At 66.8% G+C, this 23372-nt stretch carries 17 protein-coding genes and 1 riboswitch; of the genes, 8 read left to right on the top strand and 9 right to left on the bottom strand.

All coding sequences use genetic code 11. The features are described from left to right. The first annotated feature begins 101 nt into the window (after positions 1-101). Positions 102-1121 carry a glycosyltransferase family 2 protein gene (locus tag WKB25_RS20140; RefSeq protein ID WP_340572630.1) on the top strand — a complete coding sequence of 340 codons (1020 nt, stop codon included), beginning with the start codon at positions 102-104 and terminating at the stop codon, positions 1119-1121. Continuing rightward, positions 1081-1512, top strand: a complete 432-nt coding sequence (locus WKB25_RS20135) for a CBS domain-containing protein (protein ID WP_340572629.1) — start codon at positions 1081-1083, stop codon at positions 1510-1512. Before WKB25_RS20140 ends, WKB25_RS20135 begins: the two co-directional genes overlap by 41 nt. A gap of 493 nt (positions 1513-2005) precedes the next feature. On the opposite strand, the gene WKB25_RS20130 is transcribed toward WKB25_RS20135, so the two are convergent. From WKB25_RS20130 to WKB25_RS20115, 4 genes are all read right to left on the bottom strand, one after another. Continuing rightward, a complete protein-coding gene (locus WKB25_RS20130; protein WP_340572628.1) occupies positions 2006-3979 on the bottom strand; it encodes an AsmA family protein in 1974 nt (657 codons plus the stop codon). A gap of 112 nt (positions 3980-4091) precedes the next feature. Next, positions 4092-4730, bottom strand: a complete 639-nt coding sequence (locus WKB25_RS20125; RefSeq protein ID WP_089236494.1) for a hemolysin III family protein — start codon at positions 4728-4730, stop codon at positions 4092-4094. A gap of 96 nt (positions 4731-4826) precedes the next feature. After that, positions 4827-6431: a peptide chain release factor 3 gene (locus WKB25_RS20120; protein ID WP_100460065.1), complete on the bottom strand. Its 1605-nt coding sequence runs from the start codon at positions 6429-6431 to the stop codon at positions 4827-4829. 74 nt (positions 6432-6505) lie between these two features. Further along, positions 6506-7390 carry a M23 family metallopeptidase gene (locus tag WKB25_RS20115; RefSeq protein ID WP_340572627.1) on the bottom strand — a complete coding sequence of 295 codons (885 nt, stop codon included), beginning with the start codon at positions 7388-7390 and terminating at the stop codon, positions 6506-6508. A gap of 138 nt (positions 7391-7528) precedes the next feature. Next, a riboswitch (SAM riboswitch) is annotated at positions 7529-7647 on the top strand. A 76-nt stretch (positions 7648-7723) separates the two neighbouring features. On the opposite strand from WKB25_RS20115, the gene WKB25_RS20110 reads away from it, so the two are divergent. The 3 genes from WKB25_RS20110 to WKB25_RS20100 are packed head-to-tail and all read left to right on the top strand — an operon-like array spanning position 7724 to position 11051. Next, on the top strand, positions 7724-8755 hold the full coding sequence (locus tag WKB25_RS20110; protein WP_340572626.1) for a homoserine O-succinyltransferase: 1032 nt from the start codon (positions 7724-7726) through the stop codon (positions 8753-8755). Then, positions 8752-9987, top strand: coding sequence for an O-succinylhomoserine (thiol)-lyase (locus WKB25_RS20105; RefSeq protein WP_340572625.1), 1236 nt, complete (start codon positions 8752-8754; stop codon positions 9985-9987). The genes WKB25_RS20110 and WKB25_RS20105 overlap by 4 nt, the downstream gene beginning before the upstream one ends. Next, positions 9984-11051: a homoserine dehydrogenase gene (locus WKB25_RS20100; protein ID WP_340572624.1), complete on the top strand. Its 1068-nt coding sequence runs from the start codon at positions 9984-9986 to the stop codon at positions 11049-11051. The genes WKB25_RS20105 and WKB25_RS20100 overlap by 4 nt, the downstream gene beginning before the upstream one ends. Positions 11052-11141: 90 nt before the next feature. On the opposite strand, the gene WKB25_RS20095 is transcribed toward WKB25_RS20100, so the two are convergent. Both WKB25_RS20095 and WKB25_RS20090 read right to left on the bottom strand, forming a co-directional pair. Further along, positions 11142-12137, bottom strand: a complete 996-nt coding sequence (locus tag WKB25_RS20095; protein ID WP_340572623.1) for an alpha/beta hydrolase — start codon at positions 12135-12137, stop codon at positions 11142-11144. 124 nt (positions 12138-12261) lie between these two features. After that, positions 12262-13644, bottom strand: coding sequence for an L-serine ammonia-lyase (locus WKB25_RS20090; RefSeq protein ID WP_340572622.1), 1383 nt, complete (start codon positions 13642-13644; stop codon positions 12262-12264). A 101-nt stretch (positions 13645-13745) separates the two neighbouring features. Here WKB25_RS20090 and WKB25_RS20085 point away from each other — a divergent pair, with 101 nt between their 5' ends. Then, positions 13746-13976, top strand: a complete 231-nt coding sequence (locus WKB25_RS20085; protein ID WP_340572621.1) for a glutaredoxin family protein — start codon at positions 13746-13748, stop codon at positions 13974-13976. Positions 13977-14064: 88 nt separating this feature from the next. Here the strand turns inward: WKB25_RS20085 and WKB25_RS20080 are convergent, their stop codons facing one another. From WKB25_RS20080 to WKB25_RS20070, 3 genes are read right to left on the bottom strand one after another with little or no spacing between them, the layout of a single operon-like run. Continuing rightward, the gene (locus WKB25_RS20080) at positions 14065-14637 is read right to left on the bottom strand and encodes a YceI family protein (RefSeq protein ID WP_099818880.1); all 573 of its coding nucleotides are present in this window, start codon (positions 14635-14637) and stop codon (positions 14065-14067) included. 3 nt (positions 14638-14640) lie between these two features. Next, entirely contained in the window at positions 14641-15213 is a 573-nt protein-coding gene (locus WKB25_RS20075) for a cytochrome b (RefSeq protein WP_340572620.1), read from the bottom strand. Continuing rightward, a complete protein-coding gene (locus tag WKB25_RS20070; protein WP_340572619.1) occupies positions 15210-15854 on the bottom strand; it encodes a YceI family protein in 645 nt (214 codons plus the stop codon). The genes WKB25_RS20075 and WKB25_RS20070 overlap by 4 nt, the downstream gene beginning before the upstream one ends. Positions 15855-16019: 165 nt before the next feature. Between WKB25_RS20070 and WKB25_RS20065 the strand changes: the two genes are divergently transcribed. Next, positions 16020-19565, top strand: coding sequence for an ATP-binding protein (locus WKB25_RS20065; protein WP_340572618.1), 3546 nt, complete (start codon positions 16020-16022; stop codon positions 19563-19565). 96 nt (positions 19566-19661) lie between these two features. After that, positions 19662-23189, top strand: a complete 3528-nt coding sequence (locus WKB25_RS20060; RefSeq protein WP_340572617.1) for a two-component regulator propeller domain-containing protein — start codon at positions 19662-19664, stop codon at positions 23187-23189. The last annotated feature ends 183 nt before the right edge of the window (positions 23190-23372 follow it).

Raw genomic sequence — 23372 nt, 5'->3', positions numbered from 1 at the left:
TGCTGGTGGTACCTCTGCTATTCGTGTATTCGTGCGGCAAGCGGGAACTTCGAACCGTGGACTGACGGGCTGCAGGTCCGTCAACCACGTACAATCGCGCGATGACACGCGAACGCCTTACTTTCGTCATTGCCGCGCATAACGAGGAACTGGCGCTGCCCCAGCTGCATCCGCGGTTGTGCGCGGTACTGGATGGCCTGGCCGAAATCGATGGGCACATCCTGTACGTGGATGACGGCAGCAGTGACACGACCTGGTCGTTGATCACCTCGCTGGCCCAGACTGACCCGCGGGTATCGGCGCTCAAGCTGTCGCGCAACTTCGGCAAGGAGGCGGCGCTGACCGCCGGCCTGGACCAGGTGCGCGAAGGCGCGGCGATGATCCTCGACGCCGATGGCCAGGACCCGCCGGAACTGGTGCCGCAGTTTGTCGAACGCTGGCGCGAGGGCTATGACAATGTCTACGGCACCCGCCTGGTGCGCGACGGTGAGAGCTGGAGCAAGCGTGCGACCGCGTCGATGTTCTACCGGGTGATAGGGCGCCTTTCGCGCACGCCCATTCCGGCCGATACCGGCGATTTCCGTTTGCTGTCGCCGCGCGCGTTGAGCGCATTGCGCGAGATGCGCGAACGTCACCGGTTCATGAAAGGGCTCTTCAGCTGGGTCGGTTTCCGCCGCGTGGCGGTGCCGTATCACCGCCATGCCCGCTTGGCCGGCAGCAGCAAGTTCAGCCTGTGGCGGCTGTGGAACTTCGCATTGGAAGGCATCACCGGCTTCTCGACGGTCCCGCTGCGGGCGGCCACCTACATGGGGTTGGCCACCGCGGGCGTGGCGTTCGTGTTTGCCATCTGGGTGATCGCAAAGGCGGCGATATATGGCGACCGGGTGGCCGGCTGGCCGACGATGATGGCGGTGATCCTGTTCCTGGGCGGCGTGCAGTTGATCGCGCTGGGGCTGATCGGCGAGTACCTGGGACGCCTGTACGAGGAGTCCAAGCAACGGCCGTTGTACCTGGTTGACGCATGGTTGGCCCCTTCCGTGGCAGACTCGGACCTGCAACCCACCCTGGGAGGGCAGGCAGATGACGTCGGTACGGCAACTGTTGGACGGCAAGTCCCCTGAAGTGCATGCGGTCGCGCCTGGCGCGGCGGTGATCGATGCGATCCGGCTGATGGCGCAGAAGGGCATCGGTGCGGTGCTGGTGATGGATGGACCGCGACTGGTCGGGATCCTGTCCGAGCGTGACTACGCACGCAAGATCGTGCTCCACGATCGTTCGTCGCGCGATACCGCTGTGTCGGAGATCATGACCGCGAACGTAGTGACGGTGACCCCGGGTGAGCAGGTGGAACACTGCCTGCAACTGGTGACCGATTACCGCATCCGCCATCTGCCGGTGGTCGAGGGCGGGCAGGTGCTTGGGGTGATTTCCATCGGTGATCTGGTGAAGTCGGTGATCGATGCGCAGCGGCGCGAGCTGGATCAGCTGCAGCAGTACATCGTGGCGGGGTGAGTTTGTCGCTGGCGGGCCTGCGGCCCGCCGGCCCGCTTTTTCAAGCAACTGCCAAATCCAAAGCCAAAGCAGCGCCTTCCTGATTCGTCGGGAAGGCGTCGGGTGCGGCTGGGCAGGACACGCCGTAAACCCATCCATGGGGGCTCGGTCGGCGCATGGATGCGCCTCACGGTCCTGCCCAGCCGCACCCGACGCCTCTGGACACGTTCCTGCGAACGCGGTTGGCTTAATCCCCCGACTATCTGCCGTTGGTAGATGCCAACCTTGGTTGGCACTGCTTTTGATTTTGCTCTGTGCTTCTTCTTTTGATCTTGATTTCCTGCTCTCGTTCCGCGGGCTCAGGAAACTGTCGGGAGGGGTACGGGTGGCCCAGGCAGGACCGTTGGCGCCATGGATGGCGCCATCGAGCCCCCACGGATGGGTTCACGGCGTGTCCTGCCTGGGCCACCCGTACCCCTCAAGCCAAAATCAACAAAGGCGCCGAACGCCCGCTCTACTTCGCGTAGTGCCCACCGCAGTCGGCATCCTTGCCCGGCCCCAGCTCGATGGTGGCCAGCAGTGCCGCCGGCGGCGCGATGCTGCCCAGCGTCAACGCCACCGCACCGCGGATACCCAGCGCCTTGAAGTCGGGGCGGAATGACGGGTCCTTGAACGTGCCGCCGATCCGTAGCGGCGAGCGCAGCACCAGGATGCTCCTGTCCTTGGGGCGTGGCTTCAGCAGCAGGTCCAGGGTTTCATCGCGCAGGCTGACATCGCCCTCGCCGAGGATGATCGTGTCGGTGGTGTCCACCGCCATCGACCGGGTATGCATCAGGCCGTCGCGCACGCCGAAATCGGCGAAGGCGCAGCGCAGTGGAATCTGCTTGTCGCCGGTGAACAGGAATTTCAGCGATTCGGTGATGTCCAACCCCGCCACTTCCATCAGCAGGTTGCCGACATGGCCGCGGCCCATGCCCAACGCCACGTTGCCGCTGCTGCTGCCGAGCATCGCTGCGATCGAGTTGCCGTTGCCGGTCAGGTCGATATTGCCGCTGATCCCCCCCTTGGCCTGCTCGGCCAGCTTGGCATCGGGGAACAACTGGCCCAGCTGCACGCCGCGCACGCTGGCCTTGAGCGAAGTGGCGATCTGCGGGCGGCGTGCATCCATGCGGATCGTGCTGCGGATGTCGCCGCCAGCAACGCCGAAGTTCAGCGGGTCCAGCCGCAGCACACCATCATCCAGCAGCAGATGCGCATCCATGTCGTCCAGCGGCAGCTTCGGCGCATTGATGCGCTGGGCCTTCCAGCGCACGTCGGCATCCATCGCACGCAGCTTGCCGAGGTTGTACGGGGTGGCCGGCAACACCTTCGCGCTGACAGCCACGCGCGCAGCCTCGGCCCTCTGTTCTGCATTGGCGGTCTCACCGCCGCCGGTCTTCGGCGGTGCACCGACGAAGCCGGCAAGGTCATCGAAATCGAGACGACGCGACACCAGGTTCGCGGTCATCCGCGGACGTTCCCGGGAGACGTCGAACTGCACGTCGCCGCCCAGATCACTGTCGCCGACTTTGCCGGTGAAGCGCTCGTAGCGCCACACCTGGTGATCGCGCTTCAGGCGGCCATCCAGGGCATACGGCGGGGAGGGCGGAATGGCGATGCCCAGCAATGGATACAGATCGGCCAGGTCGTTACCGCTCAGCGCGAACTGCAGGTCGAACACCTGCAGCTGGAACGGGTTGGTCAAGGTGCCGCTGGCGACGGCATGGGTGGCACCGGCGCGACCATCCAGATGGATGCGGAAGGGATGGGCGCTGTCGGTCAGTTCAAGCGGCGATTCGGTGCCACCGCTCAGGACGAAGGGATTGCTCTGCCAGCGGCCTTTGCCGGCTACCAGCAACGGTGGTGCAGCGTCGACCTGTTTTGGTTCGCCGCTGCGCACATTCACCAGGATATCGGTGCGGCCGAGTGCGTCGAGGAACTGCAGGCGGCCATCATCAATGTGCAGGCGCTTGAGCTGCGGTGTAGCGCCGCCCTTGCTGTCGCCGAGGAAATTCCAGTTGCCCGGGTCACCTTTGCGCGGCGCCGTCTCCAGCAGTACGTCAGGGCGGGTCAGGCGGACTTCGGGAAGCTGCACGTTGCCGCGCAGCAGTGGCCACACGCGCACGTCGATCTCGACCCGGTCGGCGCTTGCCATGTTTGGCTGTTTCGCCCAAGGCGCATTGGCGAAGGTGAGGGTATCGGCACGCACGGTGGTGGTACGGCCGAGGTCGACATCCAGGTTGCCAATGTGCAGGGCGCGCCCGGTACGGGCCTGCACCGCACGCTCCACCGGGCCCTTGAACCAGTTCCAGTCCCACAGGGCAATGAGGACCAGCAGTGCCGCGAACAGGAACACCAGCACGGCGAGCCAACGCAGCCCGCGTGGACCGGGGCGACGCAGGCGCCAGCGCGACGCCTTGGGAGCAGCAGGAGCAGAGGCAGCATTCACGCTGTCATGGTTGCCCCGTCGCGGTGGACGGGGCGCGAAGCGTTCATGTGCATGGCGTGCAGAGCGAACGCCTGCTTGCCAGGCAGGGCTTGGCGCTACCTCTGATCGAGAGTCACAGCACCTGTCGGGTCACTGCGACGAAGTGGCAGACACTGCCGCCGATCACGAACAGATGCCAGATCGCATGCGAATAGGGGATGGATTCGCGGTGATAGAAGTAGGTGCCCAGCGTGTAGGACAGGCCGCCGCCGAACAGCCAGGCCAGGGTGCCGCCGTCGATCGAGGCCCACATCGGCTTGATTGCCACCACCACCAGCCAGCCCATGGCGATGTAGATCACCGTGGACAGCAGCTTGAAGCGGCCGGTGTAGAACAGCTTGAACACCACGCCGCCGAGCGCCAGCGCCCAGATCGCGGTGAACATGCCCCAGCCCCAGGGTCCGCGCAGGCCGATCAGGGTGAATGGGGTATAGGTGCCGGCGATCAGCACATAGATCGCGCAATGGTCGAACACCTTCAGGCGGCCCTTGGCCTGCGGGTGCTGGATGGCGTGGTACAGCGTGGAGGCGGTGTACAGCAGCAGCAGGGCGATGCCGAACACGATCGCGCTGGCCAGCTGCCAGCCATCGCCGTAGATCGCGGCCAGGGTGATCAATACCGCGCTGGCGGCCAGGGCAAGCACCGCACCCAGCCCGTGGGTCAGGGCGCTGGCAATTTCTTCACGGATCGAAACAACGGAAGTCGTGGACATGGCATGGGCATCGTCTGCAGGGAGGGGGACCCGCACCCCCCTATCATCGCCGCGATGGCGGGCGCGTGCACCCCCGCCACCGTATGGTCGCTGCAATCAGTTGCCGGTGACCGTATGCGCGGCTTCACGGGTTGCCGAGAAACGCACATCCGGCGCGCGTTCCTGCGCCAGCTGCAGGTTGACCCGGGTCGGTGCCAGGTAGACCAGGTGGCCGGCGGCGTCGAGGGCCAGGTTCAGCGCGTTCTTCTCGCGGAACTCCTCCAGCTTCTTCTCGTTGCTGCAATGGACCCAGCGTGCGGTGGTGACACTGACCGGCTCGAAGGTCGCTTCCACGCCGTACTCGTCCTTCAGGCGGTAGGCAGCCACATCGAACTGCAGTACGCCCACCGCACCCAGGATCAGGTCGTTGCTGGTGAGCGGGCGGAAGAACTGGGTCGCGCCTTCCTCGGACAACTGTGCCAGGCCCTTCTGCAGCTGCTTGAGCTTGAGCGGATCGCGCAGGCGGGCGCGACGGAACAGTTCCGGGGCGAAGTTGGGGATGCCGGTGAAGGTGATCGCTTCGCCTTCGGTGAAGGTGTCACCGATGGAAATGGTGCCGTGGTTGTGGATGCCGATGACATCGCCCGGCCACGCCTCTGCGGCGATTTCGCGGTCGCTGGCCATGAAGGTCAGCGCATTGGCCAGCTTCATGTCCTTGCCGGTGCGCACGTGCAGGGTCTTCATGCCGGCAGTGAACCGGCCCGAGCAGACGCGCATGAACGCCACGCGGTCACGGTGTTGCGGATCCATGTTGGCTTGGATCTTGAACACGAAGCCGGTCAGCTTCGGCTCCTGCGGGGCGACGTCGCGGCCGGTGGTGGAGCGTGCCTGCGGCGACGGCGCGTGCTCGACGAAGAAGTCCAGCAGCGGCTGCACGCCGAAGTTGTTCACGCCCGAACCGAAGAACACCGGGGTCTGCTTGCCGGCCCGATAGGCCTGCAGGTCGAACGGGTGGCTGGCGCCCTGCACCAGTTCCAGTTCGTCGCGCAGATCGGCCAGCATGCGCTCGCCGATCTTCTCGGCCAACCCGGGCGAATCGATCGACGGGAAGATGGTCGAATCCTGGCGGGTGAAGTTGCGGCCCTGTTCGTACAGGTGCACTTCGCCGGTGATCAGGTGGACCACCCCCTTCAGGCGCTGGCCCATGCCGATCGGCCAGGTGACCGGTGCGCACTGGATGCCGAGCACGCTTTCAACCTCATCCAGCAGGTCGATCGGCTCCTTGCCCTCGCGATCGAGCTTGTTGATGAAGGTCATGATCGGGGTGTCGCGCAGGCGGCACACTTCCATCAGCTTGATGGTGCGCTCTTCCACGCCCTTGGCCACGTCGATCACCATCAGCGCCGAGTCCACCGCGGTCAGCACGCGGTAGGTGTCCTCGCCGAAGTCGGCGTGGCCGGGGGTGTCGAGCAGGTTGATGATCTTGCCTTCGTACGGGAACTGCATCACCGAGGAGGTGACGGAGATGCCGCGCTCCTTTTCCAGCGCCATCCAGTCCGAGGTGGCGTGGCGGGCAGCCTTGCGGCCCTTCACCGAGCCGGCCATCTGGATCGCGCCGCCGAACAGCAGCAGCTTTTCGGTCAGCGTGGTCTTGCCGGCGTCAGGGTGGGAAATGATGGCGAACGTGCGGCGACGCGACGCTTCGGTGGCGACTTCGGACATGGCAGTGGCGCCCGCACGGGGCGCTTTTCAAAGAGATAAGCGCCCGATTATACCGGCCTGCTGGCGTCGGCGGGTCAGCGCCCGGCGCTGGCGTCGCCGCTGCCCTCGCGGGCGAAGTGCAATTCGCCCTGTGGGGCGAGGATGCGCACCGGCACCGAGCGCAGGCCCATGCCCCGGTTGAGCTGCACCACGAAGTGCAGGTGCGGGGCGGTGCTGTAGCCACTGTTGCCGGACAGGCCGATCGGCTGGCCAGCCTGCACGGCCTGGCCTGGCCGGACGCGCATGCCACCGGCCTGCAGGTGGGCGTACATCGCCATGCTGCCGTCGCTGTGCAGGATGCGAACGAAGTTGGCGCGTCCGGCATCGCGTTCACGATCCAGGCCATTGCCGCGGAAACCGTCCTGTACCTGCATCACCGTGCCCTCGCGGGCGGCCAGGACCTGCGTTGCTTCGGGCAGGGCAAAGTCGATGGCGTCGCGGTTCTCCTCGTCATCGTGGCTGAACCGGCCCTGCGGGGCCTGGTCCACGCGCAGCTGGACAGCCTCGAAGGGCAGGCGATAGGCGACGTCTTCGGCGCGCGCGGCCGGATTGCCCGGCACCGACTGCAGGCGAAGGTCCAGTGCCTTGCCGCTGGACGGGGAGGGAAGATGGCCGACCACCAGGCTGCCGGTGGCCTGCACCAGAGACTGCAGCGGCAGGCCCTCTACTTGCGTGCCGGGTGCGGCGCGCAGCTCGATCTGCACCGGGCCGGACAGCGGATTGTCGATTCGTGCCTGCCACTGGTCGCCGATCGGCTGCAGCCGCAGGCGGGCCATCGACGCCGCTTGCGGCGCCGCCTCGGCACTGGGCGCGGCTGCAGTCTTCGGCACCATTCCCCAGCCCTGGCGCCAGTCGGCGGCGTTCGCGGCGGCGCTCGCCAACAGGGACAGCAGCAGGCAGGACAGGGGCAGGCGGCGCATCGAAGACTCCAGCGACATGGACCGCCGGAACTCTACGCAAGCTGCCGGGAAGGGGGAAGGGTGGCGGGCCCTCCGCTTATTCATCTCTCTATCCGCATGAAGGGATTGACATGCCCGGAAAGGACTGGCATCGTGGCTCCACCATCGAGACCGGCAGAGGGACAGGCCCTTTGAAGCCGGGGCAGCCCGCAGACGCGAAAGCGCTTGCGTAGGTGCCAAATCCTGCGGGGACCGTGGCGTCCACCGAAAGATGGTTCGAACCTGCACACCACGTGCATTTCGAACGCGAGCCCCGCGAAGGCTCGATGGCCGATTTCCCTACCGGAACCCGCCATGAGCTTCGCCACCAGCACCGTGCTTCGCCCCGAACCCTTTGTCCCCGTCAGCGTGCCGGTCGATGACCACGTGCACGCCGAGCGCGGCGAGTTCGCCGCCGTGCTGTCGATGCGTCATGCCGGCCCTTGCCCGGTGCGCCTGCGCTACGAGTGGGTCGGTCCGATCAACGCACCGGTGGTGGTGCTGGCCGGCGGCATTTCCGCACACCGCCATGTGGCCTCCAATGCACAGTTCACCGAGAAGGGCTGGGCCGAAGGCCTGGTCGGCAGCGGCCGCGCCCTGGATCCGCAGCAGCTGCGTGTGCTCGCGTTCGATTTCATCGGTGCCGACGGTGCGTTGGATGTGCCGATCGATACCGCCGACCAGGCCGATGCGTTGGCCCTGCTGCTGGATCACCTCGGCATTCGCGCATTGAAGGCATTCGTCGGCTATTCCTACGGCGCGCTTGTCGGCCAGCAGTTCGCGATCCGCCACCGTGCCCGGGTACGCCAGCTGGTGCTGGCCAGCGGCGCGCACCGCCCGCATCCGTATGCCGCCGCCTGGCGTGCGCTGCAGCGCCGTGCCGTGGCGCTGGGCCAGCTGCAGTGTGGCGAAGACCATGGCCTGGCGCTGGCGCGCCAGTTCGCGATGCTCAGCTATCGCACGCCGGAAGAATTCGGTGAGCGCTTCGACGCGGCACCGGAAGTGGTCAATGGCCGCGTCCGTGTCGCCGCCGAAGATTACCTCGACGCGGCTGGTGCGCAGTACGTCGCGCGCACGCCGGTCAATGCCTACCTGCGGCTGTCCGAGTCGATCGACCTGCACCGCGTGGACCCGGGCGCGATCCTGCCGCCGACCGTGGTGGTTGCCGTTGAAGGCGACCGCCTGGTGCCGCTGGCCGACCTGGTCGGCCTGGTTGAAGGACTGGGCCCGCGCGGCAGCCTGCGCGTGCTGCGTTCGCCCTATGGCCACGATGCCTTCCTGAAAGAAACCGATCGCATCGACGCGATCCTCGCCTCCGCCTTCCGCACTTCTGGAGAGTCCGCATGAGCCTGCACGCCGCTGAACCGTCCTGTTGTCGCACCACCGCCGCCGTCCGCGCCGGCATCGATCGGGACACCGCCCATGGCGCGGTCACGCCGCCGATCGTGCTGTCGTCGAACTTCAGCTTCGAAGGCTTCGGCAACAAGCGCCAGTACGACTACACCCGCAGTGGCAATCCCACGCGCGACCTGTTGGGCGAAGCGCTGGCCGAACTGGAAGGCGGCGCTGGCGGCGTGGTCACTGCCACCGGCATGGGCGCGATCAACCTGGTGTTGAATGCACTGCTGCAGCCCGGCGATACCCTGGTGGTGCCACACGATGCGTACGGCGGCAGTTGGCGCCTGTTCAACGCGCTGGCCAAGAAAGGCCATTTCGAACTGGTCACCGCCGACCTGACCGACCCGCGCGCGTTGGCCCAGGCGCTGGCCACGCAACCGAAGCTGGTGCTGGTCGAAACGCCATCCAACCCGCTGCTGCGCATCACCGACCTGCGCTTCGTCATCGACGCGGCGCACAAGGCCGGTGCGCTGGTGGTGGTGGACAACACGTTCCTGTCACCTGCATTGCAGCAACCGCTGTCGTTCGGTGCGGACCTGGTGCTGCATTCCACCACCAAGTACATCAACGGACACAGCGACGTGGTCGGCGGTGCGGTCATTGCCCGCGATCCCGCTGTGCACGAACAGCTGGTGTGGTGGGGCAATGCACTGGGCCTTACCGGTTCACCGTTCGATGCGTTCCTGACCCTGCGCGGCCTGCGTACGCTGGATGCACGCCTGCGCGCGCACCAGGAGAATACTGCCGCGATCGTGGCACTGCTTGATGCGCATCCGGCGGTGGCCAAGGTCTACTACCCGGGCCTGGCCGATCATCCGGGCCATGCCGTTGCCGCCCGGCAGCAGAGTGGTTTCGGCGCGATGCTGTCCTTCGAACTGGCCAGTTGTGCCGGCGATGATCCGCATGCCGCTGTGCGCGCGTTTGTCGATGGCCTGCGCTACTTCACGCTGGCCGAGTCGCTGGGTGGGGTGGAGAGCCTGATCGCACATCCGGCAACCATGACCCACGCGGCGATGACGGCCGAAGCGCGCGCTGCTGCGGGCATCAGCGAAGGCCTGCTGCGGCTGTCGGTCGGCATCGAAGGCGAGCGCGACCTGCTGGCTGATCTGGACGCCGCACTGGCTCGCGCCGAAGCGGTGATCAACGCGGTGGCGCGCGGCAAACAGGCGGCAGACGCATGAGCGCTTTGCCTGTCGAAATTCCGCTGCTGGGTACTGGCCGCCTGGCGCTGCTCGGAACCGGCACCGTCGGTTCGGCCTTCGTACAGCGCTACCAGGCGCTGCAGGCACGTGGGCTGGAGTTGCCCAGCGTGCAGTGGCTGGCCAATTCGCGCACGGCGCTGGCGATCGATCGTGATCTGGCGTTGCCGTTGGAACTGGCACGCCGTGCACCGCGCGATGGGCAGAGTTCGCCACCATGGGCCGGCGCCGAAGGGCTGGAGCGTGGAGACGTAGTGGTCGACGCCACCGCCAGCGAAGACGTAGCGGCGCGCCATGTGCAGTGGTTGGCGCGCGGCGTGCACGTGGTGACCGCCAACAAGCTCGGCCGTGGTGCGCACCTGTCGCGCGCGCAGGCCATTGCCGAGCGTTGCGCCGACAGCGGTGCGCGCTACGGCGACAGTGCCACCGTCGGCGCCGGCCTGCCATTGCTCAGCAGCCTGCGTGCACTGGTGGCCGGTGGCGATCACATCCATGCCATCGAGGGCGTGCTTTCCGGCTCGCTGGCGTGGCTGTTCAATCGCTATGACGGCCAGTCGCCGTTTTCGGCGGCGGTGCGTGAAGCGCTGGCGGCCGGTTACACCGAGCCGGACCCGCGACTGGATCTGTCCGGCGAGGATGTGCGGCGCAAGCTGTTGATCCTCGCGCGCAGCAGCGGCTTGGCGCTTGACGCTTCGCAGGTGCAGGTCGATTCACTGGTGCCGGATGCGCTGGCTGCGCTGCCGCTGGAAGATGCAGTGAATGCGCTGGAGCAGCTGGACGCACCGCTGCAGGCGCGTTGGCAGCAGGCGCACGCGAACGGTCGGGTGCTGCGTTTTGTTGGACGTGTGGATGGTGAGAGTGCGCAGGTGGGCCTGCGTGAGCTGGCGGCCGACCATCCGCTGGCGCAGGGCGCGGGCACCGACAACCGCGTGGCCATCCACAGTGATCGCTATCGCGTGCAGCCGCTGTTGATCCAGGGGCCGGGCGCGGGTGCGGAAGTGACCGCAGCGGCGCTGCTGGATGACGTGCTGCGGATTGTGGGTTGACCCCAGCCGCCGCTGCGCTCGCCGGGCATGGCCCGGTGCCACCGACACCGATCGTGGTAGCGCCGGGCCATGCCCGGCGGTCATGTAACCTCACCGCGCCTTGAGTGCCTTCAACAATGCGGCATTGAACTGCTTCGGGTCCTGCACCTGCGGCGAATGGCCCAGTGCCGCGAACTCGACCAGGGTCGAGCCGGGTATCGCCGCCGCTGCCGCTTTGCCCAGTGCCGGGTAGTTGCCCAGCGTCGCCTTCAGTTCGGGCGATGCCTGGTCACGTCCGATCGCTGTGCGGTCCTTCTGGCCGATGAATAACGTGGTCGGTACCTGCAGGTTCTTCAGTTCATGGACGACGGGTTGGTTGAACACCATGTCCGACGTCAGTGCCTGGCTCCAGGCCACCTGCTGCTTGCCCGGGCCTTCGTACATGCCCGACTGCATGCGCGCCCATGGTTCGTATGCCGGCTTCCACTTGCCGTCATAGTACACGTCCAGCTGGTAGCGGCGGATGCTGTCATAGCTGATGTTCATTTCACCGGCATACCACGCGTCCACGCTGCGCCAGGGCACGCCCAGTGCCTTCCAGTCTTCCAGACCGATCGGATTGACCAGCGAAAGACTGCGCAGTTCCTGCGGATACATCAGCGCATAGCGGATGGCCAGCATGCCGCCCATCGAATGACCGACCACATGCACCGGCACGTCACCCAGTTGCAACTGCTGCAACAACGCATGGGTGTTGTCGGCAAGCTGCCCGAAGGAATATTGGTAGCGCTCGGGCTTGCTCGATTTGCAGAAACCCACCTGGTCCGGTGCGATCACCCGGTAGCCTGCCGCCACCAGCGGCTTGATCGTCTCCTTCCAGGTCGCTGCACAGAAGTTCTTGCCATGCAGCAGCACCACCACGCCGATCGGCTTCTTCTTCGGCGCAATATCCAGATAGGCCATCTCCAGTGCCTGACGCTGCGATTCCAGTGCAAAGGTCTTCACTGGATAGCCGTAGTCGAAGCCCTCCAGCCGCGGCCCGTAGGCCGGCGCAGCGAGAGCGGACAACGGAACGCAGGCAAGCAGGGCAGCAGCGATCACACGCATGGGACATTCCGGAGCAGGGGAGCCTCGAGCCTAACCGCAAAGCGGTGACGACGCCGTCCGGTGTAGAGCCGAGCCCATGCTCGGCTGCACAGTAGAGCCAGGCCATGCCTGGCTGCGCCAACCCTCAGCACTCGATGACGTTCACCGCCAGCCCGCCGCGGCTGGTTTCCTTGTACTTGTCCTGCATGTCGCGGCCGGTGTCGCGCATGGTCTTGATGACCTTGTCCAGCGACACCTTGTGCTTGCCGTCGCCGCGCATGGCCATGCGCGAGGCGTTGATCGCCTTCACCGCACCCATCGCATTGCGCTCGATGCACGGAATCTGCACCAGGCCGCCGATCGGGTCACAGGTCAGGCCCAGGTTGTGCTCCATGCCGATTTCCGCCGCGTTCTCGATCTGGCTGGGGTTGCCACCCAGCGCGGCGACCAGGCCACCGGCGGCCATCGAACAGGCCACGCCAACCTCACCCTGGCAGCCCACTTCGGCGCCGGAGATCGAGGCGTTTTCCTTGTACAGGATGCCGATCGCCGCCGAGGTCAGCAGGAAGTCGAACACGCGCTGCTCGTTGGCGCCCGGGCAGAAGCGGTCGAAGTAGTGCAGCACGGCCGGCAGTACGCCTGCCGCGCCATTGGTGGGCGCAGTGACCACGCGGCCACCGGCGGCGTTTTCTTCATTCACGGCCAGCGCGTACAGGTTGACCCAGTCCAGCGTGGTCAGTGGGTCGCGCATCGCCGCTTCCGGCTTCGACGACAGTTCGCGGTACAGCGCCGGTGCGCGGCGGCCCACTTTCAGGCCACCCGGCAGCACGCCTTCCTCACGGATGCCGCGCGCCACGCAGGCCTGCATCGCGCTCCAGATCTCGCGCAGGTTGTCGCGGATCTCGTCTTCGCTGCGCCAGCATTTCTCGTTTTCGAACATCAACTGGGCGATGCTCAGGCCACTGCGTGCGGTCTGCGCCAACAGCTCGTCGCCGCTCTTGAACGGGTAGGGCAACGGCGTTTCGTCAGGCACGATGCGGTCATCGGCCGCGTCGTCCTGGTTGACCACGAAGCCACCGCCGACCGAGTAGTAATCGCGGGTGGCCAGCACTTCGTCATCGGCGTTGTACGCGGTGAAGCGCATGCCATTGGTGTGGTAGGGCAGCTTCTGCCGCTTGTTCAGCCCGAGGTCGCGCTTTTCGTCGAAGGCGATCTCGTGCTGGCCCATCAGCATGATCCGCTTGCCGCTGCGGATGCGCTCCAGCGTGGACGGGATGATGTCCGGATCGATCAGGTTCGGACGCTGCCCTTCCAGGCCCAGCAGGATCGCCTTGTCGGTGCCGTGGCCGCGACCGGTCAGCGCCAGCGAGCCGTACACATCGGCACGGATGCGCGCGACCTGCGCAAGCTTGCCCGGGTCGAGCAGCCAACGATGGATGAAGCGCTCGGCGGCCCTCATCGGCCCGACGGTGTGCGAGGAGCTCGGGCCAATGCCGATCTTGAAAACGTCGAACGTGCTGACAGCCATGGTTGCCGTACTGCGGGTACCGGGAGAGACCGCTATTCTAGCGGTTCACCCCGCACTTCCATGACTGCGGCGCAGCATTTCCGCCAAGGGAGCAAACCCCGGTGTTGACCCTGTTCCAGCGTGACGACTGCCATCTGTGTGACATGGCCCTGGCCGAACTGGCCAAGGCGCGGGCGCCCGAGTTCGAATCGGTGTTCCTCGATGACCAGCCGGCGCTGGAGGCGCGCTATGGGGCACGGGTGCCGGTGCTGCGTGATGAGGCACGGGGGCAGGAGCTGGACTGGCCGTTCGATGCGGCTGCGGTGCAGGCCTGGTTGGCCGCGGGCAGGTAGCGCCGGGCCATGCCCGGCGAGCGCGTAGCGCGGCCATCGGGGGAAGCCGCCGGGCATGGCCCGGCGCTACCGCGGACGCCAGGGCGTCTTATTTCGCGTCGAACTTCACGATGGTGCTGATCGCGGTTTCGTCCGGGATGGTCTTGGTATCGGCCCAGTCGCCACCGCCGACGCCGAAGTCCAGGCGCTTGACCGTGGCCTTGCCGGTCAGCACCGGCTGTGCGCCGGGCTTCCAGGTGAAGGTGAAGGTGACCGGCTTGCTGACGCCGCGCAGTTCCAGCGTGCCATCGGCGGCGAACTGGTCGTTGCCAAGCGCGCGGAAGCCCTTGGCGGTGTAGCGTGCGGTAGCGAACTTGCCGACGTTGAAGAAGTCCGCGCCCTGCAGGGTGGAGTCGCGGTCGCTGTTGCCGCTCTTGGCGCCGGCCAGCGGAATCACCACGTCCAGCGAACCCGCAGCCGGATTGGCCGGGTCGAAGCTGAGCTTGGTGGCGAAGCCCGGGAAGCTGCCGGTGAACACTTCACCGTCGTACTTGGTGGCAAAGGCCAGGAACGAACCGGCACCTGGCGCCTGGGCGTAATCGGCGGCGAGCACCGGTGCGGTGGCCAGCATGCCGGCAAGAGCGGCGGCCACGGCGGCCGGGGTGGTCAGTTTCAGGTTCATCGGTCAATCCTTCTGGGGAGAGGCGAGCCAGCCACGCGGCAACATCCGGGACAGGGTGGCATCGCGCTGGAACAGGTGGTGGTAGAAGGCAGCACCGGCATGGGCCAGTACCACCGCGATCAACAGCCAGAAGCCGTATTCGTGCAGCGCGTGGGAAACCGCCACGACCTGCGGGTCCGGTCCGCTCAGCTTGGGCACCTCGACCAGGCCGAACCAGCGGAACGGGCGCAGGCCGCTGGCCGAGTCGTACAGCCAGCCCGACAACGGGATGGCGAACATCAGCACATACAGCAGCACATGGGTGGCGCTGGCGATGCGTTCCTGCCAGCTCGGCACGCCCGGTACCGGCTTGGGGGCGCCGGCATACAGGCGCCAGCCCAGGCGCAGCGCCACCAGTGCCAGCACGGTGATGCCGATCGATTTGTGCGCGGTATAGACCCAGAAGTACTTGGGCGTCTTCGGCAGCTCGCCCATGGTCAGGCCGACGATGCCCAGGGCGAGAATCAGCAATGCGATCAGCCAGTGCAGGATCTGGCTGACACTCCCCCAGGCGGCGGGGGTGTTCTTGGCGGTCATGAAGGGTCCTTGGTGGCCGTCTGGCTGTCGGAGTGGGGTTGGGGCGCGGGAGTTCCCGCAGAATCGCTGCGGTCGAGCGTGGCTTCAGCCTCGATCTGCACCTGCACCGCATCGCCGATCACGCCCGGCCAGGCGGTGATGCCGAAGGCTCGGCGGCTCAGTGTCGTCGTGGCGGAGAACCCTGCAGTACGCCGGAACGGCGGCAGCGGATAGCGTTTGACCTGGTTCAAGGTCACCTCCAGCGTGACTTCCTGGCTGACGCCGCGCAGGGTCAGTGTCCCGGTCACGTGGGCACGTTTCGCGTCGATCGGTTCGACATGGTGGGAAACGAAGCGGGCGGTGGGAAAGCGTTCGCCGTCGAGCAGGCTGCGCGCCAGCGTGGCCTGGTTCCACTTGGCATCGCCAAGGTCCAGGCGTGCTACCGGAATCTCGACGTCCAGTGTCGCATCGCGCCAGTTGTCGCTATCGAACTGCAGCTGGCCCTGGCTTCCGGAGATCGTACCCAGCGCCTGCGAGTAGCCGGCATGGTCGATGGCGAACAGCACCCGGGTGTGTACCGGATCGATGCGGTAGGCATCGTTGCCTGCCCAGGCGGGGGCGACGGCAAGCAGCATCGGCAGCAGGGCCAGGCAGTGGCGCATCGGCGGTGGACTCCGGGAAAAAGACCGTTCGATCATACCCATAGCCCCTGCGCAACGCTGTGTCCACGGCTGCAACAGTTCGTGGTGCCGATGTGGCCGGAAACAGGCTGTTGCAGCGATGGCTGCAGCGCTGTGTGACAATCGGCACAGGACAGGGGGTTCAGGATGACGAGCGGCTGGCGCCGGTGGTGCCAAGGCATTGCAGGAGCAGGTCTGGTGCTGTTGGCGCTTTCCGCTGCAGCCGCGACCTTGGACATGGCCGGCGAAACGCCGCGCCTGCGCCGTTTCGGCGCGGCCGAGGGGTTGCCCTCGCGCATGGTGGTCGCGCTGGCCGAAGACCGTCAGGGCCGTGTGTGGGCGGCTACCGACGGCGGCCTGGCCCGCTATGACGGTGGTGAACTGCGGGTGTGGCAGCACGACCCGGCACAACCGGATTCGCTGCCCGGCAACGAGATCGAAACCCTGCTGGTCGATCCGCTCGACCGGGTATGGGTCGGCATCAACGGCAAGGGGCTGGCCCGCCTGGATGCCGATCGCGAGCGCTTCAAGACCTTCGATTCCGTCACTGAGGGCTGCCAGGGACAGTTCTGGACGCTGGCCTATGCCGAGGATGCGCTATGGATCGGCAGCAGCAGCCATGGGGTCTGCCGCTTCGGCGAAGACGGCTCGCTGCGCCATTTCCAACATGATCCGGCGCAGCCGGGCGGCCTGCCGAGCGACACCGTTTTCAGCAGCCTGGTCGATGCGCAGGGACGGCTGTGGGTGGGAACCGAAGCCGGCGTCGCGCGCTGGAACGGCCATGCCTTCGAAGCCGTGGCGCCGCGCGAACTGGCGGCGGTCAGCGTGCTGCGGCTGAGCCGCGATGCCGATGGCGCAGTCTGGGTCGGTACACAGAACGACGGCCTGTACCGCATCGATGCGCAGGATCGGGTAACGCGACCGGCCTGGGCCGACAGCGCCAGCCTGCGTTCGGCACTGGTGCTGCCCGACAGCCGTGGAGGCTACTGGGCGGGAACCTCCGATGGCCTGCTGCGCGGTGACGGCCAGGTGCTGCGCAAGCTGGAAGGCGACCGTGGCAGTGGCTTCCTGACTAGCCATAGTGGCGTGCTCGACCTGCTGCAGGATCATGAAGGAGGGCTGTGGGTCGCGCTGTTGACCCAGGGCCTGGCGTACCTTCCGCCAGACTGGCGGCGTTTTTCGACCTGGTACCAGCTTGATGGCAAACCGCTCGACAGCCAGTACCTGTTGAGCGCCGCCAGTGACGGTCGCAGCTACTACGTTGGCTCTGCCCATGCTGTCTACCAGATCGATGCACAGGGGACGTTGAGCCTGCTGGCCAGCGACCGCGAGCTGGGCGGTGGCGCGGTGTGGTCGGTGCTGCCACGTCCCGATGGGCGGCTGTGGCTGGGCCGCGCGGGACGCATCAGCGTCTATGACCCGGCCACCCGCGCGCTGCGCGACTGGCGCATCGGCGGCGGCTCGGACCTGCGACAGCGGATCGATCTGATGCGGCAGGCGCCTGATGGCACGGTCTGGGTGTCGGTGATGAATCTGGGCCTGCAGCAGCGCAGTGCCGAGGGCCGCCTGTTGCGCAGTTTCGATGGCGCCATGCTGCGTGGTGATACCGATGCACCGGTCGAACAGATCCGCTTCGATGCCACGGGGCAGGCCTGGGTGATGGGGGAAACGGGGATCCTGCGCGAGCAGGGGGACCGCTTCGAAGCGGTACCCGGTGTTTCCAGGGGCCCGATCTACGATCTGGTGTGGATCGATCCCCGGCAGATGTGGATCGCACGCCAGGGCGCATTTGAACGCTACCAGTGGGATGGCCTCAGCCTGCGCCTGATCCAGCGCGTCGATGCTGGCGCCGGCGTGCCGCCGGTCAGCATGGGTGGGCTGGCCCTGGCCGCGAACGGGCAGTTGTGGGCGACGACACCGCGTGGCCTGCTGCGCTGGGATCCGAAGCAGCGTCGCCTGCAGATCTTCAATGAGCGCGATGGCCTGCTCGATGCCGAGTTCACCGGACGCCCGCCGGCGATCGACGCCGATGGCCGGGTGCTGGCAGTCACCCAGACCGGTATGGTGGGTTTCGATCCGAATGCTGCGGATGTCGAACTGCCACCGTCGCAGCTGGTGATCGCGCAGGTGCGCGTGCGTCGTGATGATGCGCGCGGCTGGCAGCCCTTGCCGACCTCCGGCCTGCTGTTGCTGGGGCCCGACGACCGTGACCTGCAGATCGATGCGCGGCTGTTGTCCTATGCCAACCCGCAGGGCAACCGCTACCGGTTCCGCGTGGAGGGCTACGACCAGAACTGGGTGGAACAGGGCGGGGATGGCCAGCGTACGTTGTCGCGGCTGCCGCCCGGGGCCTATTTGATCGAGGTGCAGGCCGCATCGGCCAGTGGCCAGTGGACACCCTCGCAGCACTTGCACATCAAGGTGTTGCCGCCCTGGTGGCGCAGCGGCATGGCGATCTTCGGCTATGTGATGCTGGGCTCGCTGTTGCTGTTGGCACTGCTGTGGTCGATCCGCAGGCGGCTGCGGCGGCGCCAACAGTGGCAGTTGACGGTGCACAAGCAGCAGATCGCCGAGCAGGCATCGCAGGCCAAGAGCCGCTTCCTGGCGACCCTGGGCCACGAAGTGCGCACGCCGATGACCGGCGTACTGGGCATGAGCGAACTGCTGCTGGCCACCGAACTGGACCCGGTGCAGCGCAGCTATGCAGGCTCGATCCAGCAGGCCGGCAGCCATCTGCTGCGGCTGGTCAATGATGCGTTGGACCTGGCACGGATCGAGGCCGGCCGGCTTGAACTGGACATCCGGCCGTTCGACCTGGGCGGACTGCTGGACCAGGTGCAGGCATTGATGCAGCCGATGGCACAACAGCGCAGGCTGGCTTTCCAGCGCGGGGATGCACTGCCTGGCCCGATCTGCGTCAGTGGCGATGAGATGCGCGTCCGTCAGATCCTGCTGAACCTGCTGGGCAACGCGATCAAGTTCACCGAGCGCGGCCATGTCGGTCTGGCGGCACGCCTGGAGGAGGACGGTGGCGCGGTGACCTTTGAAGTCAGCGACAGCGGGCCGGGCATCAATGCCGAACAGCAGCAGCGCCTGTTCCACCGCTTCGAACAGGCCGATGGCCCGCGCACCGCCTCGCGTTATGGCGGCAGCGGGCTGGGTCTGGCGATCTGCCAGGAGCTGGCGGTGGCGATGGGCGGCCGCATCGATGTTGACAGCCAGCCGGGGCGCGGCGCACGTTTCGCAGTGCGGCTGCCGCTGCCATGGGGGCGGCAGCAGGCTTCCAGCCCTGGCGAGGCAGCGTCGCCGACCCTGCCTGCACTGCGCATCCTGCTGGTCGAGGACGATGCAACCGTTGCCGAGGTCATCGCTGGCCTGCTGCGCGGCCGCGGCCATGAGGTGGTGCACGTGCTGCATGGCCTGGGCGCACTGTCGGAGATATCCACCGAGGGATTCGATGTCGGCCTGCTCGACCTCGACCTGCCGGCACTCGACGGCACCGCCATCGCCCGCCAGTTGCGCGCGATGGGCTACGAGCTGCCGTTGGTGGCCGTTACCGCGCGCTCGGATGCCTATGCCGAGACCCAGGTGCTTGCGGCCGGATTCGATGGTTTCCTGCGCAAGCCGGTAACCGGCGATCTGCTGGTGGCGGCGATTGCCCAGGCGCGCAGTAAACGCCAGATCATCAGCTGAGTACGGCATATTGTGGCGTGAATCCCGCAGCTTTCGGTTTACCATGCCGACGCCCACGGCGTGGGCATCATCAACAGCAGCGTGAGGAGGCCATCGGTGGTGTATCTGCGGGCAGTGACGCTGCTGCTGCTGCTGTGCTGCCTGGCGCCCGCTGCCGCGCAGCCGGTGCCACCTTCGCCGCGGCAGGTCACCGTGTTCGATGGGTTGCCGTCCAACACCGTCAACCGCATGGCCGAAGACCGATACGGCTACCTGTGGATTGCCACCAACGATGGCCTGGCCCGCTACGACGGGCGCAACTACCGCATCTGGCGTTCGGAGGACGGCCTGCGCGACAACCGCATCTGGAGCGTGCTGGTCGATGCCCGCAACGAGTTGTGGATCGGCACTGAAAATGCCGGGCTGGTGCGGATGTCAGCCGATCGCCGGCAGCTGCGCTTCTACGACCGCAGCAGCCAGCCACTGATGGGCAGCAACACGGTCTGGAGCCTGGCTGCAACGCCGGATGGCGCGATCTGGTTCGGCACCCACGAAGGCGGCCTGTACCGGTTGGACAGCAATGATCGTCTGCAGCGGTTCCTGCCCGAAGCGAACAACCCGCGCAGTGTGCCGGCTGCGTCGGTGCCGTACCTGGCCACGCTTGCCGACGGCAGCCTGTGGGTCGGCACCAAGCATGGCGTGGCGCGCTGGACCGGCACTGACTTCGAACGCATTGGCGGCGACCTGGTGCCCAGCCTGCTGATCAATGGCCTGACCGCCGAGCCCGACGGCAGCCTCTGGATCAGCACGATGGCCGGGGCCACCGTGCGCCGCCCGGATGGCCGTTTCGAATCCGGGCCCTGGACATTGCCGGCCGGCGACCAGGTGCTGGGCATGATGCTGCGCGACGAGCAGGGCGGGCACTGGCTGGATACCCGCAGCGGCCTGGGCCGGGGCATCGATGGCCGTTACCAGACAGTGCCGCTGTACAGCGCCATCGCCCGTGGCCTGGTGCGACCGAACTGGACCGGCGCCTATGAGGATCGCGAAGGCGGCATTTGGCTGGCCAGCACCAATGCCGGCCTGTGGCATCTGCTGCCGCGCTGGTGGCAGTTCTCGGTGTTCTCGCGGCTGGAGGATGATCCGTCCTCGCTGCGCAATTCCTATGTGCTGGGTACCAGCCCCTCCAGCAATGGTGGCGTGTGGACCGTCGGCAGCCATGGCGCGCTGGACCGTTTCAATCCGCGCACGGGCGTGATCGAGCAGCACCGCACTTTCGTCAACGGCATGCACTGGCTGACCTCGGTGCGCGAAGACCGGCAGGGACGGGTGTGGGTGGGTTCGACCGACGCCTTGATGCGCTACGACCCGCGTCGTGGCGAACTGCGGCGTTGGGGCCGGAACTCCGGCGCGGATGCGACCATGGAAGGCAACATCGAGGCGATGATGACCTGCGATGGCGACAGCCTGTGGTTGATGCTGTCGGCGGGCCTGCAGCAGCGCGACCTGGACGGGCATGTGCGCCGGCAGCTGGACAACGGCCAGGATGGTCTGCAGGCCGGCCAGCTCAATCTTGACGTGGAATGCGGCCCGCAGGACCGGATCTGGCTGGCCAGCAGCCGCGGCCTGCTGCAGTGGCAACCGGATGCGCAGCGCTTCCAGCCGGTGCCGGGTGCGCCGGCCACGGCGGTGTATGCCCTGCACGTCGGCAAGGATGGGCAGATCTGGTTGTCCGAGGATGGCCGCCTGTCGCGGTATCTCTGGAGCCAGGGCAGGTTGGAACGGCAGGCGGTGGTGGGCACGGAGCAGGGCTATCCGGCGATTTCCGCCACCGGTCTGGTGGTCGATGCACAGGGCGTGGCATGGGCCACCAGTGCCCGCGGCCTGGTGCGGGTGAGTGCCGATGGCGAGAGCGTGCGCCTGTATGGGGTGCACGATGGGCTTCCCAGCCAGGAGTTCCGCGAACACACCCTGATTGCCTCCGCCGCTGGGCGAATGGTGGCCGGTACCCCCGCCGGTGTGGTGGTGTTTGATCCCGAGCAGGTGCGGCCTTCCACCCGACGTGCGCCGCTGGTGATCGAGCGGGTGGAGGTGCGCCGCAACGAACAGCTGCTGGACCTGACCCATGACACGCCGCTGCAGATCGCCGATGGCGACCGCGACCTGCGTATCGTCGCGCGCCTGTTGTCTTTCGCCGATTCGGCCTCCAACACCTACCGCTACCGGTTGGCCGGCTATGACCCGGATTGGGTCGAGGTGGGCCCGGCAGGCGAGCGCCTGTTCTCGCGCCTGCCACCCGGGGCCTACCGGCTGGAGGTTCAGGCGCGCTCGGCCGACCACGTGTGGTCGCGGGTGCAGACCCTGGAATTCCACGTGCAGCCGCCATGGTGGCGCAGCTTGTCCGGCCTGCTGGTGCTGGCCTCGATTGCACTGCTGCTGACCAGCTGGTTCGCCTGGCTGTACCGGCGCCGGCTGCAGCGCCAGCACGCCTACCAGCTCGCTCTGCACAAGCAGGACCTGGCCGAACACGCATCGGCGGCCAAGACGCGGTTCCTCGCAAATCTCGGCCATGAAATCCGCACGCCGATGACCGGCGTGCTGGGCATGAGTGAACTGTTGCTGGCCTCGCCGCTGGATCCGCAGCAGCGCGGCTATACCCAGTCGATCCGGCACGCCGGCGAGCACCTGCTGCACCTGGTCAACGATGCGCTGGATCTGGCGCGGATCGAGTCGGGGCGCCTGGAACTGCAATCCAATGCGTTCGGTCTCAATCGTCTGCTGCAGGATCTGGCCGCGCTGATGGGGCCGCTTGCCGCGCAGAAGGGTCTGCGGTTCATCCTCGACAACCAGTTGCCGGCAGGGCTGCAGGCGACCGGCGATGCGATGCGGGTGCGACAGATCCTGCTCAACCTGCTCTCCAACGCGGTCAAGTTCACCAGTCGTGGCAGCATCACGCTGCACGCGCGTTGCGAGGAAGGGCCGCGTGGGCTGCATTTCGAGGTGCGCGACACCGGTCCGGGCATCAGCCAGGAGCAGCAGCAACGGTTGTTCCGGCGTTTCGAGCAGGCTGACGGCGCGCGCACTGCCGCGCAGTACGGCGGCAGCGGGCTGGGCCTGGCGATCTGCCGCGAGCTGGCACTGGCCATGCAGGGCCGGATCCGCGTGGAAAGCCAGCTGGGCAGCGGTACCTGCTTCGGTGTCAGCTTGCCACTGCCGCTGCAACAGGGTGCAGCCAGCGACGGAGGTGCCGACAGTGATGTCGCTGCTGGCGCGGTCAACATGCCACCGCTGCGGGTGTTGCTGGTGGAGGACGATGCGACCGTGGCCGATGTGATGTGTGGCCTGCTCGCGACCCGTGGCCATGAGGTGGTCCACGCCGCCCACGCGCTGGCCGCACTGCGTGAGATCAGCGCAGGTGATTTTGATGTCGGCCTGCTTGATCTGGATCTTCCGGGCCTGAGCGGTTTCGAACTCGCCCAGCACCTGCGCAACCAGGGCTACACGCTGCCGCTGCTGGCAGTGACCGCGCGCACCGACCCCGATCTGCAGCAGCAGGTGGAAGCGGCGGGCATCGGTGGTTTCCTGCGCAAGCCGGTGACCGGTGAGCTGCTGGTGGAAGCGATCGCCCGCGTGCTGGGGAGGTAGGGGTTCGGCAGGGCTGCGCCCTGCACCTGCAGAATCAACGGCAACGGCAACGGCCGAAGCAACAGCAACAGCAACAGCAACAGCAACAGCAACAGCTGGCTATCCGGGGGATAGCGGGGTGGGTCCGGTTGCGGGGGACGCCGTAAATACGTCCCTGTAGGCTTGGCCGCGGCATCCATGCCG

This window comes from Stenotrophomonas sp. G106K1 (genome assembly GCF_037969685.1).
GTDB lineage: Bacteria > Pseudomonadota > Gammaproteobacteria > Xanthomonadales > Xanthomonadaceae > Stenotrophomonas > Stenotrophomonas lactitubi.
Note: the sequence above shows the minus strand (reverse complement) of the source record. Positions and strands in the feature narration are given on the sequence as shown.

Excerpts from the sequence above, each read along its gene's own strand:
- WKB25_RS20135 (WP_340572629.1), top strand. The coding sequence starts at position 1,081 with ATGACGTCGGTACGGCAACTGTTGGACGGCAAGTCCCCTGAAGTGCAT.
- WKB25_RS20095 (WP_340572623.1), bottom strand. The coding sequence starts at position 12,137 with ATGCGTGTGATCGCTGCTGCCCTGCTTGCCTGCGTTCCGTTGTCCGCT.
- WKB25_RS20110 (WP_340572626.1), top strand. The coding sequence starts at position 7,724 with ATGAGCTTCGCCACCAGCACCGTGCTTCGCCCCGAACCCTTTGTCCCC.
- WKB25_RS20075 (WP_340572620.1), bottom strand. The coding sequence starts at position 15,213 with ATGACCGCCAAGAACACCCCCGCCGCCTGGGGGAGTGTCAGCCAGATC.
- WKB25_RS20120 (WP_100460065.1), bottom strand. The coding sequence starts at position 6,431 with ATGTCCGAAGTCGCCACCGAAGCGTCGCGTCGCCGCACGTTCGCCATC.
- WKB25_RS20090 (WP_340572622.1), bottom strand. The coding sequence starts at position 13,644 with ATGGCTGTCAGCACGTTCGACGTTTTCAAGATCGGCATTGGCCCGAGC.
- WKB25_RS20105 (WP_340572625.1), top strand. The coding sequence starts at position 8,752 with ATGAGCCTGCACGCCGCTGAACCGTCCTGTTGTCGCACCACCGCCGCC.
- WKB25_RS20140 (WP_340572630.1), top strand. The coding sequence starts at position 102 with ATGACACGCGAACGCCTTACTTTCGTCATTGCCGCGCATAACGAGGAA.
- WKB25_RS20065 (WP_340572618.1), top strand. The coding sequence starts at position 16,020 with ATGACGAGCGGCTGGCGCCGGTGGTGCCAAGGCATTGCAGGAGCAGGT.
- WKB25_RS20080 (WP_099818880.1), bottom strand. The coding sequence starts at position 14,637 with ATGAACCTGAAACTGACCACCCCGGCCGCCGTGGCCGCCGCTCTTGCC.
- WKB25_RS20100 (WP_340572624.1), top strand. The coding sequence starts at position 9,984 with ATGAGCGCTTTGCCTGTCGAAATTCCGCTGCTGGGTACTGGCCGCCTG.
- WKB25_RS20115 (WP_340572627.1), bottom strand. The coding sequence starts at position 7,390 with ATGCGCCGCCTGCCCCTGTCCTGCCTGCTGCTGTCCCTGTTGGCGAGC.
- WKB25_RS20070 (WP_340572619.1), bottom strand. The coding sequence starts at position 15,854 with ATGCGCCACTGCCTGGCCCTGCTGCCGATGCTGCTTGCCGTCGCCCCC.
- WKB25_RS20125 (WP_089236494.1), bottom strand. The coding sequence starts at position 4,730 with ATGTCCACGACTTCCGTTGTTTCGATCCGTGAAGAAATTGCCAGCGCC.